Source organism: Neptuniibacter sp. QD34_54 (assembly GCF_047778055.1).
Taxonomy (GTDB): domain Bacteria; phylum Pseudomonadota; class Gammaproteobacteria; order Pseudomonadales; family Balneatricaceae; genus Neptuniibacter.
Genome location: NZ_CP180546.1, coordinates 143,595 through 157,484, shown reverse-complemented (window position 1 = coordinate 157,484; position 13,890 = coordinate 143,595). Strand labels below are relative to the sequence as shown.

The 13,890-nt window shown below is 46.0% G+C and carries 11 protein-coding genes; 3 read left to right on the top strand and 8 right to left on the bottom strand.

The features are described from left to right. Window positions 1-413: 413 nt before the first annotated feature. A complete protein-coding gene (locus ACMXYP_RS00690; protein WP_415883094.1) occupies window positions 414-2,273 on the top strand; it encodes a methyl-accepting chemotaxis protein in 1,860 nt (619 codons plus the stop codon). Window positions 2,274-2,335: 62 nt separating this feature from the next. Here ACMXYP_RS00690 and ACMXYP_RS00685 read toward each other — a convergent pair whose 3' ends face one another. Next, window positions 2,336-2,917, bottom strand: a complete 582-nt coding sequence (locus ACMXYP_RS00685; RefSeq protein WP_415883093.1) for a TetR/AcrR family transcriptional regulator — start codon at window positions 2,915-2,917, stop codon at window positions 2,336-2,338. A gap of 128 nt (window positions 2,918-3,045) precedes the next feature. On the opposite strand from ACMXYP_RS00685, the gene yghU reads away from it, so the two are divergent. Then, window positions 3,046-3,903, top strand: a complete 858-nt coding sequence (gene yghU, locus ACMXYP_RS00680) for a glutathione-dependent disulfide-bond oxidoreductase (RefSeq protein ID WP_415883092.1) — start codon at window positions 3,046-3,048, stop codon at window positions 3,901-3,903. A 53-nt stretch (window positions 3,904-3,956) separates the two neighbouring features. Then, window positions 3,957-4,625 carry a glutathione S-transferase family protein gene (locus ACMXYP_RS00675; RefSeq protein ID WP_415883091.1) on the top strand — a complete coding sequence of 223 codons (669 nt, stop codon included), beginning with the start codon at window positions 3,957-3,959 and terminating at the stop codon, window positions 4,623-4,625. A 77-nt stretch (window positions 4,626-4,702) separates the two neighbouring features. Here ACMXYP_RS00675 and ACMXYP_RS00670 read toward each other — a convergent pair whose 3' ends face one another. The 7 genes from ACMXYP_RS00670 to ACMXYP_RS00640 form a co-directional block, all read right to left on the bottom strand. Continuing rightward, a complete protein-coding gene (locus tag ACMXYP_RS00670; RefSeq protein WP_415883090.1) occupies window positions 4,703-6,439 on the bottom strand; it encodes a methyl-accepting chemotaxis protein in 1,737 nt (578 codons plus the stop codon). 338 nt (window positions 6,440-6,777) lie between these two features. Then, a complete protein-coding gene (locus tag ACMXYP_RS00665; protein ID WP_415883089.1) occupies window positions 6,778-8,499 on the bottom strand; it encodes a BatD family protein in 1,722 nt (573 codons plus the stop codon). Beyond that, window positions 8,493-10,295, bottom strand: a complete 1,803-nt coding sequence (locus tag ACMXYP_RS00660) for a VWA domain-containing protein (RefSeq protein ID WP_415883088.1) — start codon at window positions 10,293-10,295, stop codon at window positions 8,493-8,495. Before ACMXYP_RS00660 ends, ACMXYP_RS00665 begins: the two co-directional genes overlap by 7 nt. Then, the gene (locus ACMXYP_RS00655) at window positions 10,295-11,278 is read right to left on the bottom strand and encodes a vWA domain-containing protein (RefSeq protein ID WP_415883087.1); all 984 of its coding nucleotides are present in this window, start codon (window positions 11,276-11,278) and stop codon (window positions 10,295-10,297) included. Before ACMXYP_RS00655 ends, ACMXYP_RS00660 begins: the two co-directional genes overlap by 1 nt. Next, complete coding sequence (locus tag ACMXYP_RS00650; protein WP_415883086.1) at window positions 11,271-11,744, bottom strand: DUF4381 domain-containing protein; 474 nt, start codon at window positions 11,742-11,744, stop codon at window positions 11,271-11,273. The genes ACMXYP_RS00655 and ACMXYP_RS00650 overlap by 8 nt, the downstream gene beginning before the upstream one ends. Then, a complete protein-coding gene (locus ACMXYP_RS00645; RefSeq protein ID WP_415883085.1) occupies window positions 11,744-12,667 on the bottom strand; it encodes a DUF58 domain-containing protein in 924 nt (307 codons plus the stop codon). The genes ACMXYP_RS00650 and ACMXYP_RS00645 overlap by 1 nt, the downstream gene beginning before the upstream one ends. A gap of 10 nt (window positions 12,668-12,677) precedes the next feature. Beyond that, the gene (locus ACMXYP_RS00640) at window positions 12,678-13,685 is read right to left on the bottom strand and encodes an AAA family ATPase (RefSeq protein WP_415883084.1); all 1,008 of its coding nucleotides are present in this window, start codon (window positions 13,683-13,685) and stop codon (window positions 12,678-12,680) included. Between the last annotated feature and the right edge of the window lie 205 nt (window positions 13,686-13,890).

Sequence of the window (13,890 nt, the reverse complement as noted above, 5' to 3'; positions counted from 1 at the left end):
ATATGCCAATCACCTAAACTATCCAATAACACATACTCCGAACCACCTCACTGTAAGCTTAATATTCATAATAACCACCGCTCCAATGTAGCGTTCGAAAACCATTTTGATAACTTACAACTCGATGATATCCCCAATTCAGCATTGCTGTACCAACCCATAGCCATCGTCACCCAGCACTTTGCTCAAAGTTACAGTTACACAAAAATCGTCCGAATAGACCGCCCTCCCCAAAAGCAATCCTCAGCTCATTCCAACATCGGATAGAGCCTTTTCGATAAGCCCTTGGACTGAATAGTTGCCTTTTTAATGGTAACCCTATGCACACATATCTCAATGCACAGCAGTCCCTCTGCCTGCTAGTCGTTAAATCACGACCAGCAAATACACCCTTTAAGATGTAAGGTGTTGATATGACTATAAAAATAAAACTGTTATTAATTTCGCTGTTCTTTGTTGTTGGTATGCTGCTAATCATGGGTAGCAACCATTACTCTCTGAATAACATTAGCCAACTGAAAGCTTCGATTCTAGAACTCAGCTATGTACAACAGGATTTACTGAATTTAAGACGTAACGAAAAGGATTTCTTCGAGCGTAAAGATCTTAAATATGTACAAAGATTTGATACTGGCGTTACCGCATTGGAACAACGATCACATGCATTAGAAGAGTTAAAACAAGCGTTAGGACTCAGTGCTAAACATGACAAATTTCAACAATTACTCACAACCTACGACAATCAGTTTAAGAGTTTTGTTAATACTCAAAAGGCACTTGGATTAAGCAAAAACGAAGGTGCATTAGGCAAACTTCGAAGCTCCGCGCACAAAGTCTCTGCTGCGCTACAGGATCAACCAGTATTCCAAAATACGCTTCTGTCTTTACGCCGCCACGAAAAAGATTTTATGCTGCGTAAAGAAGCAAAGTATGTCAGCAGTTTTAACGACACATACAGCTCTCTGACAATTCAACTAGAACAAAACAGTCATTTATTTGGTGCGCAATTCACGCAACTGAAGTCGGACTTAGCCCTATACTCAGCAACCTTTAACCAATACGTCCAGCTAACTGAAAAACTAGGTACCTCTCACCAGAAAGGCATTCGAAAGGATCTGCGAAACACCGCACATGAACTCGAAAAAGAACTTTCAGACTTAGCCACTATCCAAATACCGGAAGTGAAACAACATATTCAAAGCCAGCAGAACATCATGCTGGTCATGGCTCTGTTGATTATCATCATCGGTTTTACCTTCACAAGTATGACTGCTTTCAGTATCCAAAAACGCATAGCGCTAGTCGCATCAGCCATGAAAAAGTTAGGTCAAGGGGATGCTAATCTGAAGCAGAAAATCACCGTAGATGGTAATGATGAGATAAGTGACGTAGCGACAAACTGTAACCAGTTCATTGAGAAAACCCGATGTGTTGTATCCCAGCTTTTACTCAATGTTGAACAACTGAAACACGTTGAATCCCAACTTAGCTCAGTAGTCACTCAGGTAGATACGGATAGCCGTAGTCAGCACATCAGCACTGAAGATATGGCAACAGTCGTTTGCCAAACCCAACAATCAGTATCAGAAGTAGCGCAAAGTGCTGCGACAACGGCTCATGCCACCTCTGAAGCACAGGAACAAGCCAATTCGGGTCTGGTTACCACCAGCCAATGCGAGCAGAGCTTTAAAGCATTTGCTAAAGATGTAGAAAACTCTGCAACGACGATTAATAGGTTGAGTGAACAAACCAGTGACATATCAAAAGTACTGGTAGTGATTAGCGATATTGCCGATCAAACGAACTTACTGGCACTGAATGCCGCTATTGAAGCCGCCCGAGCAGGTGAGACTGGCCGCGGATTTTCTGTAGTTGCAGATGAAGTAAGGGATCTCGCTAAACGCACCCAAAACTCTACCCAAGAGATACAGAGCATTATTCTTAAACTACAAGATAGTGTTTCTGAAGCAGTAAAAACGATGGCTAGTAGCCAAACAAACGCCATTAAAGGCGTCGAGCAGATTACAGAGCTCAATCACAAGCTAGTAGAGATTGATCATGCAGTAGCCAGCATTGCCACTATGAGCGAACAAATGTCATGCGCTACGCAGGAACAACAAACCTCCGCAGAAAGACTGGGGAGCAATATAGAACAAGTCAGCCATGCAGCAACAAGGACAGTAGATGGAATGCAAATTCTTAACCGCAGCCAAGATGAATTATCTGGATTAGTACAAGAGATACAACGAACCTGCGGAGCTTTCCGCTGCTAAGTTATATCTGAAGAGATAGGGCGAACAGCTAATGGCTGTCGCCCAGTTTCAATAAAGCGGCTTTACACCATCGAAGCAATGGAATCATCGATCATTGCAACCAAGTCATCTTCATCAGGTGAAACCCGTGCATATACGCGCAGGCCTATGAGCTGCATTTGGATATAGCGAGCAAGGCGGGCTGCGTCTTTTGAAGAATCGACCTCGCCTGCCGCTTGCGCTTGTTCAATCAGTTGCGTTAGCGCCTGTTCTACAGCCTTCAGAAGCCCCTTCGCCTCATCTAACAATTCTCCGTTTTCTTCTGTCAGTTCAGCAATCGCTTTTACCAACATACACATCTCACTGGGCGTATCCTCTCGGCAATTCAAAACCACAGTTTTGATAAATGCTTTAAGTGCACCAAGCGGGGATTCGGACGTATTAGTGCTTTCAGTTAATCGCTCTAAGCTGGCTTTTGCATAGTGATTTAAGCTCTCTTTAAACAACCCTTCTTTACTGCCAAATGCGGCATAGATACTGCCCGGACGCATATCAATATGGTCTTGCAAATTACGCATAGACGTAGCGTGGAAACCTTTTTCCCAGAAAAGATTCGTTGCCTTATCCAGCACCTCAGAACGGTTATGTTTCAGAGTATTAGCCATGATTAAAACTTCAGATTGAACATTTGTTCAAATTTTAGCTTGAACACCCGTTCAAGTCCAGTTAGGATAAAAATAGATGAACGGACGTTCAATTTAATTTTAGATCAGCTGATAAGGATAGAAGTCTTATGAACGCACAATACACCCCACCTAAAGTGTGGAAGCATGAAGAGGAAAACGGTGGCACGTGGGCAAGTATCAATCGCCCAGTATCAGGTGCGACTCATCAAGCTGAACTGCCGAAAGGTAAACACCCACTTCAACTGTATTCGATGGGAACGCCTAACGGCCAGAAAGTCACCATCATGCTTGAAGAGCTGCTAGCAGCAGGCGTTGAACAGGCAGAATACGATGCCCACATGATTCAGATAGGTGAAGGAGATCAGTTCTCATCAGGCTTTGTGGATATCAATCCCAACTCTAAGATTCCAGCCCTTGTTGATAACTCAGGGGCGACGCCAACTCGCGTATTTGAGTCGGGTGCTATCTTGCTTTATCTCGCCAAGAAGTTTGGTCACTTCCTCTCAGAAGACCCTAGCGAACAGACAGAACAACTGAATTGGCTGTTTTGGCTACAGGGTTCTGCACCCTATCTAGGAGGTGGGTTTGGACACTTTTACGCTTATGCCCCGGAAAAGTTCGAGTACCCCATAGACCGCTTTACTATGGAGGTAAAACGGCAGTTAGACCTGCTGGATAAACAACTGGCGAACCATCCCTATATCGCAGGCGAAAACTACTCCATCGCAGATATGGCTATTTGGCCTTGGTACGGCGAGCTCGTCCGCGGCAACCAATACAGTGCCGCCACCTTTCTAGATGTCGATAGCTATTCCAACCTGCAACGCTGGGCCGAACAGATCTCGCAACGCACAGCCGTACAGCGTGGCCGTATCGTCAATCGCACTTGGGGCGAAGCCTGGGAGCAACTACGCGATAGGCATCAAGCTACGGATATAGATCAAGTTCTAAAGCTAAACCCCTGAACAATAAATACAAGCCATCTCAATTTACGTTAACTCAACAGGTTAAAAAACTTATGCTTAAATTCTATTTTCACCCTACCCCTAATCCAATGAAGGTCGCTCTTTTTCTTGAAGAAGCTGGACTAGAGTATGAATTAGTCCCTGTGGATACTTTAAAAGGAGAACAACACAGTCCGGAATACGCGGCAATCAATCCAAATAGAAAAGTGCCTGCCATTGATGATGAAGGTACAAAGGTCTTTGATTCCACAGCAATCCTTCTCTACCTCGCCGAAAAACATAATCTTTTTCTGGGGAATGCCGAAGATAAGGCAAACTTACTCTCTTGGTTGATGTTTATCGCATCAGGCCTTGGGCCTTATTCGGGTCAAGCGGTACATTTCCAGCGCGCTGCACCTGAGAACCTACCTTATGCAATCAATCGTTATCGCCATGAAGCTAAACGCCACTATCAAGTGCTGGATGATCAATTGGCTAGCAATACCTATATCACGGGTGAGGCGTACACCATTGCAGATATTGCTGCTTGGGGCTGGATTGACCGCGTGCTACCAGTTTTAGGTGAGAACGAGCTTGAGAAATTCCCTAACCTATCACGCTGGTTCAAAACGGTAGATGCCCGCCCAGCAGTCGCCAAAGCCAGAAGTATCAGCGGTGATATCCAATTTAAATCTGAAATGGACGAAGAAGCGAAACGCGCTTTGTTCCCGCAGAATTACTAAGCTCCGGTAAATTCAGAACAGAGGATTATCGATAAAAGATTAGCCTCTGTTTATTTCGTGCTTTAGGCTCTTTCCCTTTACACCCTGAAAGCACTCACCGTTTGATTCAGCCCTTCCGCCATTCTGGCTAGATCTAAACTGGCCTGAGAGGTTTCCTCAACACTGGCAGCGTTCTGGTACCCTAGGTCGTTAATATCGGTCACAGTGCGGGTGGAATCTTCACTTACCAGACTTTGCTCTTCAGCAGCGGTCGCTATTTGACTCATCATATTGTTGATATGGCTTAATTGATCGACCACTTTCGATAGGGAATCCGTTGATTTTTCAGCCCCTTCAACCAATGAAATCGCTTTCTTTTGGGTTTGCTGCATAGAGTTCACTACGCGTGTTGACCCATCTTGCAGTCGTTTAATAATCTCAGATATTTCAGCTGTAGAGTTTTGCGTGCGAGAAGCCAGTTGCCTTACTTCGTCAGCCACAACCGCAAAGCCTCGCCCTTGATCACCTGCCCTAGCCGCTTCAATAGCTGCGTTTAGTGCCAAAAGATTAGTTTGTTCTGCAATATCCGAAATCACCTGCAATACAGTACTGATCTCTACAGTGCTGCTATCTAGATCTTTCACCGTATCCGCTGAGTTTTGCAGCTGATTCGATAACTCAGTAATACTCTCAACCGTGCCGATTAAGATATGGTTACTCTCCTGTAGCTCGCCATCGGCCCTATTAACCGAATCATTTACCTCATTAATGTTATGCGCCATCTCATTTGATGTAGCGCTCATCTGCTGCATAGAAGCAGATAAGGTATCGGTCTGAGTTTGTTGGTTTTGCACATGACAACTGCTTTCTGACATCGCTGTGGCAACTTCCTCTGAGGTCGCGGAAAGCTGGCTACTGATTTCAACGATTTGCCCAATCGATTTCTGTAGTTCTTGGCGGGTCATCTCCTGAGACTCCAACATTTGCGAGATCTCATCGACACCTGTGCTCTTAACATCATGGGTTAGATCCCCATCCGCGATATGCTTCATGCCTTCCACGGATAATTTAAGTCGACTGGTGATATTGCGCGTGATCAGAATACTCAACGAGATCCCAATGGCTAAAGCTGCTATCAGCGTTACCACTATGTTGGTTAAAGCAGACTTCTCATGGGCCAAAGCTGTCTCGGAGGCTTCAAGAGTGAACCTTTCTATCTCAGCCAATAGTTCTTCAAGATGTTTAGTTAACTGATCAGCAGCCTCTTCAACTTGAACCGCCAGTGCTTCTGAACGATCAAACTCTCTGTTCTTAATCGCTTTCATAGCAGCTAGGCCATAATGTTGGAACTCTTCATGTTCTTTCTCAATCGCTTTTAACTGCTCGGCTAGCATTGCGAACTCATCCAGCTCACTGGCGTAGACTTTTGGAATCAGCCCACCACTCTTGGTCTGGGACAAGTCGATAATCGCCGAGAGCTGCTTTTTGGTAGATCCAATGTGTTTATCTACTTTGAGGCCAAATTCAATAAACTTGTCTTGTTCCTTTGAAAAGCTGTCCTGATAGCTACCACTGCTTTGACCACTCTCGTTCTTCAACAACCCAACCGTTCCGAAATGAACTGCACGTTCAAAATGAATAGTTTGCTCAAGCTGGTATTCCGTTATTTTGGTCATCTTCTCGATCAGGGGGATATCTTTGTGAGCAATACTATCGAGTTCTTTGCCTATCTGATCCATAGATACGATCGCTAGACCAGAAGTCATTAAAAGAAGGGAAAGTAACGATAATACAAGCAGAGCTATTTTTTTGGAGACTGAAATTTGATTTAGCATGGCGACTACTACCTCTTGATTCATCCTTGCAAGATTTCGCAACTCCATAGTCGTACCAAACTTATCTATGCAAATAAGCTACATCTGACGGATAAATGTGGTTATTCAAGAAGTGACAAAATCCATTTTTGGGTAAGTTCCTTAAGAAATCCTATTTAGGTATAGCACAGGAAATACAGAATACTAAGAATACCCCGAGCCATTTTTCAGTCATATCAATGAGAGCTGGGTACAGCACGAAAACTGTTCAGGACCAATTGAAAATCAATAAGTTGTAATCAATAAAGAAGGGCGGGCAAAAGCCCGCTTTGGGTAACAAAGTAGAACAACGAGCCGATTTAGCTCATATACAGTGGCTCTAACCCAGCTTCCCCTGCCGCGAGCCGATTTTCACGATTGTTCTCAGCCTCAACCTGTTTCAACAGTCCTTTACCATCCCATGAGCAGTTATCACTAGCAAAGCAGCTACGATTGAGGAATTCGATCTCGTGTTTGAACTCTGGACCGACTCTATCGGATAGGTCATTCAAGTGGTTACAAGCGACATATCGATGGCGCGCCCAAGTGATCAGCTCTGCTCGTGCTTCTTGTGCGTTGTTTGCTAAGCAAGCCTCTTTTAGCTTTTTAAAACTTGGCACCGAATCAACCGCTTTAATTTCTTCCTGTATAACCTGTCGTGGCAGATTTCTTCGCCATAGCAAAAATGCCGCTGTGGATAAGATAACCCCAATTAAGATACCCACAACTAAAGTTAACCAAGGTGATACTTCACTCTCGTTCACAACAACCTGTTGGCTATTTATATTATCCACAGGGCTATTTTCGACGATCTGAGGCGCTTGCGTTGATAGCGTTGTGGATAACGGCTGTTGTACCTGCGGCGGAGAGCTAGGAGCCAAGGCTGTTGCATCCGCTTCAACATCAATATTGATAGCAGGGATGCTCGCTGCTTCCTGTTTCTTAGCCTCAGTGTTCCACCAAGGAAGCTGTATTTCGGGTAACGTGACTTTGCCACCGCGTTCAGGGATCACAGTGACCTCAAGCTTAAGACTTAGGGTAAGTTCACCATCGACGTAGTACTGCTCGATTTGCGGTTTGGTTGCGTATTGCTTTAGGCCTGGCACTTCCGGCAATACCAATTCAGGTAGCTGCTCTTTTTTTACGCCTGTGGCCTCTAAGGTCAACGTTCGTGTGACCGGCTCTCCTTGCTTCCAACTGTCGATAACTCGATCAAAATCACTACTCAAATTGATCTCTTTCGCTGATAGCCAATGCTCACCGGTAAACTCTGCAGGAATTGGCTGAACCTCAACTTCATAATCCTCTGCAGGCACAAAGATTCTACGTACAGCCCTAGTATTAAAACCTCTAAAAGGATCTGGTCGACCATCTGGAACTTGGCCGCTCAAACGCGCCCCTTGGATTTTTAGAGTGCCACTTTGTTGTGGCGTAATCAGCCATGCCTGCTCGATCACAAGCATACGACGACCATTTAGCTCTTGCTCGTACTGACGCTGTTCGCCCAGAGCTTCGATTAAAGCCTTGCCCTCGGTCACTTGAGGTTCTTGGATACCAGCATCATAAATTTTACGACCCAGTACCAGGCTGGATTGATAGATAATCGGCTGCTGAACGATGGGTGTTTTATCAGATAGGGTAGAAAGGAACTCTACGCCACCATCAACCGCTGAAGGCTGCTTTACTTCAACAACTTCAATACTGTGTTCATTGCTCTTCTCTCCCTCAAGTTCCAAGGCAGGAATAGTTAACTGGCCTGCTCGCTTTGGAAATAGCGTTAAAACCAGTTTAGTCGTGCTTTTTAGCGACCCGTTTTGGAAAGTTGTACTGGACTGATGACTGCGCCCTAGAATCTGGAAGTCTTTATGCAGGGGTTCTAGATCAACTTGGTTAGCTTCATTCGCTGTAATCTTGAGAATCAGACGGAAGGACTCGCCCTGCTCGATACGATTGCGATCAATCTCGCTGCTGATCGCAGCCATCAGTAACTGACTAAAGAGTAAAAGAGTTGCTGCGGTAAATAATTTAATTCCATTTACCATAGTTTATCCTCCTCTGCAGGCTGCTCGGAACGCTGACGATATTGATAGATAAATTTGCGTCGCCACAGACCCGCTGGATCATCTTGAATTCGGTTTAACATCTGCTGATTAGATTGCTCAGTTTCATCCAGAGGCTGAGTTTGTTCGGCACTATCAAGCTTCTGTTCTTGCTGCTCAGCATCTTTTAGCTTTTCATCCAACTGCTGCTTAAGCTCTTCAGCCATCTGTTGCTGATCTTTTTGTCTAGATGAAGATGATTGATCCATCTGTTGTTGCTGTTCTTGCTGTTCTTGCTGCTGATCGGATGATTGCTCAGAAGCGTTACTCTGATCATTTTGAGAATCTTGGCCTGACTGTTTCTCGTCCTTTTTCTGCTGATCAGATTTGTCTTTTTTATTCTGATCGTCGCTTTGTTGCTGTTGCTCTTGCTGCTTTAGCAACTCTTCAACCAGCTTACGATTATGCAGAGCATCGTCAAAATCAGGCCTTTCAGCTAACGCTTTATCGTAGGCTTCTAGTGCTTTCTCCAGCTGCCCGAGCTTGGCCAGTGAATTAGCATGGTTATAAAAATCATTCACAGTTTCAGGCTCTGGCAGGCTGTCTAAAGCCTGTTGATAATCTCCGCTCTCATAGTGCGAGAGCTGCTTCCAACGCGGATCTGTGAACAACTCCGCCGCAGCGCTTTTATCACCCTGTTGATAAATTTCAGCTGCTTGCTGATTTTGAGTTTTCCACAGCCCTTGCCACCAATCTGCATTAGCTGGCTGGGAAACGCCAGCAGAGGCTATTACGACAATAGGCAACGTCAGATTAAACAAACCGCGACGAAATAGAGGTAGTAAGAACGGTAATGCCAGCAAGATAAACCAGGGGCCTTCGGCAACCCAACGTTCAATATCTTTATCGACATTTACGGCGGCATCCTCGCCAGACTTAAGGCCAGCGATCAGATAATCGATATCCAGATCGTCCACACGAATTAACTGCGCCTGACCACCACCAAGACCAGCGGCTTCAGCCATCAGCCCAATATTCATGGTCACAATAACTTCATTGCCCTGTTGATCTCGTAAGAATCCATATTCGGTAGGTATAGGGCCGCCTTCGGCCGAACCTACTGCCAGAATAGAGATCTTACGACCTTGATTGCGAATACGACTGGCATCGGCTGCGACTTGAGCTGGTGAGACTTCATCGCTCACCAATAGGATATTACCGCCTTGAATATTGGCCTGCGCTAACATCTGATCGGCTAGCACTAAGGCACGATCAGCCCGACTTCCTTGTACCGGCATGATTTCCGGAGTCATCGCTGGTAAGGCAGCCAATATAGTATCGCTATCCTCAGTTAGCGGCGTTACCGCAAAGGCATCTCCGGCATACACAATTAGCGCAATTTCTGTATCTGGGAGCTTTTTGAGTAGATCTTTAATCTTAAAATTGGCCCGTTGCAGGCGGCTCGGTTTTAGATCGGTTGCATGCATCGACGCTGACAGATCCAAGGCAAGCACTAAGGCATCACTTTGCTTAAATACCGGTTGCGGTTGTTTCTGCCACACCGGTTGCGTAGCCGCGACTGCGAGCAGGATCACCGCCGCAAATAAACTCCACGGCAACCAATTGTGTTTTAACTTTTGTGCTCCCTGCTGTTTTAACAACGGCAGGAGCTCTGGATCACACACCTCAGACCAATCTTGGGCATCAGCAGTGCGCTTTTGTAGCCATAAAATAAGCACAAACGCCGTAGGAATAACCAGCAACCAAAGCGGCTGTTGTAGCTGAAGATCAGAAAACATCAGTTACGCCCCCTTAAGCTGATCGCTAGGATCAATGCCAACACAAAAGCGGCATAAAGCGGCCAGTGGAATAGCGGATCAATAGGGCGGAAAAATTCGGAGTCTTGTTCAACCGGCTCTAATTCATCTAACTCAGCATAAATCTCTGCGAGTTCATCCAGATCATAAGCGCGGAAGAATCGACCACCAGTTTGCTCAGCTATAGCCGTTAGCGTCTTCTCATCCAGATCAGAACCTTGAGCAAAGAACGAACCTAAAACTCCACCTTGGCTACCGCCACCAACGCCGATAGTGTAAATTTTAAGCCCCTCTGATTTTGCTAACTCCACCGCCTGCAATGGCTTGAGCACCCCCGCAGTATTGCGACCATCAGTGATCAGAATCAGAATGCGTTGTTCATTTTCCATCTGTTTGAAGCGTTTCACCGCCAAGCCGATAGCATCACCAATTGCTGTAGCTTTACCCGCCAACCCCACTTGAGCTTCGTCTAACAAAGTTTTAACCGTATCGCGGTCATGAGTCAGAGGCGCCTGTTGATAAGCCTGTTCTGCAAAAAGAATCAGACCAACGCGATCCCCTTCGCGGCGTTTTATAAAATCGCCGGCAACTAATCGGGTTGCAGCCAGTCGGCTCACCCAACGGCCATTCACCTCAAAGTCCTGTTCCAACATACTTTCCGACAGATCCACCGCCATCATCAGATCACGGCCTTCCAGTCGCTGTGGAATCGGTTCGCCTAACCACTGGGGTTTAGCCACAGCCGCAATCAACAATCCCCAAATAAGGTAAAGCAGCACTAATCGCCATGGAGAGGATTGTTGGGTTGATACACCTTGTTGCGGCCCAACCGCTTGTTCCATCTGGTCAAGAAATGGTACATGCAGCGAAGCCCCACCCTGATCTGTTGAAGGCTTAGAAAATCGCCTAACCAACCAAGGCAGAGGTAAAAGTAACCAGAGCCACCACCACGCAAACTCAAACATCGGCAGGCCCTCGAGCATTAGCTAGCCAACCTTTACAGGCATCTAACAAAGCTTCGGCATCATACTCAGGTGATGCTTGATAAGGCGCTACTGCTAACACCGTTAAAGTATCCGAATGGCTTTGCTTAGCTAAAAAATCGGTCCAAGCGGTTCCATTTAACGCAGCGACATCTTGGCGAGAATACAGGGTCAGCACTAGGCGTTTTAACAGCGTATTACACTCTTCAGCCAAAAGCCGTTTATTTTGATGTTGCTGGTAGTTCACTTGAATAACGTTAAGTTCTTGTAGCGCCCAACGATTTGGGTTGTTCTGCATTTTCTTCAGGTAGTGATAGCCAAACCACACCACTGCAATAAATAACGCAATGCTAAGCACAATTAAAAACCACCAGCCCGGCGCTAAAGGCCACCAGCCAATCATCTCTGGCTGCTGCATGGGACGTAGAGGAAGCTGGGAAAAGTCCATTAGCTCACCTCCTGAGAATTAAACTGAAATAACGGATGCTGATCCGTTTGCCAGTGAGCAAACTCTACACCACGTAGGTTGTGCAGATTTTGTAATAACTGTAATCGCTGCTGAAACTGGCCTCGATATTTAAGCTGTTGCGCCTGATTGGCAGAGACCAGCAATTCACGCCCTAAGCCGCTAAAACGATACGATTTTCCGCTGCTTGGCAGTTGTTGTTCCAGCGGATCGGAGATCAACACCAGCTTCAACTCACAACGTTGTGCCAGACGCATCAGGTGCAGCTCTGTTTCTTCATCAACATCGTGAAAATCGCTGAAAATATAGAGGATACTGCCACTGCTCAAGATCGACTCTAAGCGCGCTAGTGACTGTGCCAAGGATCGTTCAGTGATTTGCTCTGTGAGCTCAACGCCTTGAGATAATGCGGTAATCATCTGCATCAATTGCTGGCGACTATTGCTCGGTTTAAATAGCTGCTCTTGCTGTTCACTTAGCAACATGCCACCCACACGGTCGCCATTCGCCAAAGTAGTCCACAGCGCCATCGCACTAGCATAAGCAGCTAACACCGATTTAAAGTGTCCGCGAGTCGCAAACTGCATACTATGGCGAAGATCGCACAGCAGGAAAACTGGGCGTTCGCGTTCTTCTCGATAAAGCTTGGTATGTGCTTCTCCAGTGCGTGCCATCAAGCGCCAATCCAAATGACGAATATCATCACCCGGTTGATATTCACGCACATCATCGTATTCCATACCGCGACCGCGAATATGACTTAGATGATGACCTTCACGAATAGCCATACGCTCACGGCTATTCTGTCGCGCAGGCGGCCAGAATCGTAAGCTAATAAGTTCGTCCACACTGATGAGGTGTCGTGCGGATGGCACAGGCCTTGGGCTTGTTTCCCCTAAGAACATAGATTGATCCCTAAGGTACCGCCACGCGATTGATCAGTTCGGCGATCAATTTATCTTTATCTAAACCTCGCGCTTCAGCCACATAGCTCAAGCCGATACGGTGCCTTAGCACGCTTGGTACAATCTCTTGGATATCATCTGGGGTCACAAAATCACGTCCGGCCAACCAAGCTTTAGCTCGAACAGCACGATCCAAAGCAATACTCGCACGTGGGCTTGCGCCAAAGACTAAGCTATCTTTCAGGTCTTCTCCGTAAGCCTCTGGATTACGTGTCGCCATCACGAGTGCGATCATATAATCCTCAAGGTTATCCGCCATGTAGACCTGCATAATGCTGGAGCGAGCTGCGAATAACTCCTGCTCGGTCAGCGCAACATCAATATGAGCGGCTTCGCCTGCTAACTCGGAATTATGCTCGTCACGTACTAAACGCAGGATCTCTTTCTCTTGATTATGGTCAGGGTAGTCAACGCGGATATGCAGCATAAAACGGTCTAGCTGAGCTTCGGGCAGTGGATAAGTTCCCTCTTGCTCCAGCGGATTCTGCGTCGCCATCACCATAAAGAATTTAGACAGTGGATAAGTTTTACCTGCAACCGTGACTTGTCGCTCCGCCATCGCTTCTAGCAACGCAGACTGTACTTTGGCTGGCGCACGGTTGATCTCATCCGCTAATAATAAGTTACAAAACAGAGGTCCCTGACGGAAACTAAACTCGCCTTTTTGCGTGTTGTAGATCTCAGTACCGGTAATATCACTAGGCAGAAGATCCGGCGTAAATTGGGCACGATGGAACACGCCTTCTAATAGATCACTTAGGGCATGTACAGTGCGGGTTTTCGCCAAACCTGGAGGGCCCTCCAGTAAAACATGGCCATCCGTAAGCAATGCAATCAACAAATGCTCAACTAAGGCTTCCTGCCCAATGACTTTCTGCTTTAAAGCCTCTGATAACCCGATCAGTTTACTCTGCAAGGTTTGACTCGATGCCGTATTTGCAGTGGCTTCTACTGTCATTCTAAGCTCCTGTTTTTATTAATTTTGCACAATGACGTTACGAATGTGATGCCTATTTATATGCGGTTAGCATCCCTGTTTTCAACTCTGCAACTCGATCTAATTTTACCGAACAAAAGGTAGTATTCAGATTCCTATTCTCAATAACAGTTCAATGTAACGCTTCGCTCACAAAAACTTCTTAAACCTGTCATCTAAACGTCAC

What these genes read in the sequence shown, in the direction of transcription:
- ACMXYP_RS00660 (WP_415883088.1), bottom strand. Translation starts at nt 10,295, where the DNA reads ATGTTTTCTGATCTTCAGCTACAACAGCCGCTTTGGTTGCTGGTTATT.
- ACMXYP_RS00655 (WP_415883087.1), bottom strand. Translation starts at nt 11,278, where the DNA reads ATGTTTGAGTTTGCGTGGTGGTGGCTCTGGTTACTTTTACCTCTGCCT.
- ACMXYP_RS00650 (WP_415883086.1), bottom strand. Translation starts at nt 11,744, where the DNA reads ATGGACTTTTCCCAGCTTCCTCTACGTCCCATGCAGCAGCCAGAGATG.
- yghU (WP_415883092.1), top strand. Translation starts at nt 3,046, where the DNA reads ATGAACGCACAATACACCCCACCTAAAGTGTGGAAGCATGAAGAGGAA.
- ACMXYP_RS00670 (WP_415883090.1), bottom strand. Translation starts at nt 6,439, where the DNA reads ATGCTAAATCAAATTTCAGTCTCCAAAAAAATAGCTCTGCTTGTATTA.
- ACMXYP_RS00645 (WP_415883085.1), bottom strand. Translation starts at nt 12,667, where the DNA reads ATGTTCTTAGGGGAAACAAGCCCAAGGCCTGTGCCATCCGCACGACAC.
- ACMXYP_RS00690 (WP_415883094.1), top strand. Translation starts at nt 414, where the DNA reads ATGACTATAAAAATAAAACTGTTATTAATTTCGCTGTTCTTTGTTGTT.
- ACMXYP_RS00675 (WP_415883091.1), top strand. Translation starts at nt 3,957, where the DNA reads ATGCTTAAATTCTATTTTCACCCTACCCCTAATCCAATGAAGGTCGCT.
- ACMXYP_RS00640 (WP_415883084.1), bottom strand. Translation starts at nt 13,685, where the DNA reads ATGACAGTAGAAGCCACTGCAAATACGGCATCGAGTCAAACCTTGCAG.
- ACMXYP_RS00665 (WP_415883089.1), bottom strand. Translation starts at nt 8,499, where the DNA reads ATGGTAAATGGAATTAAATTATTTACCGCAGCAACTCTTTTACTCTTT.
- ACMXYP_RS00685 (WP_415883093.1), bottom strand. Translation starts at nt 2,917, where the DNA reads ATGGCTAATACTCTGAAACATAACCGTTCTGAGGTGCTGGATAAGGCA.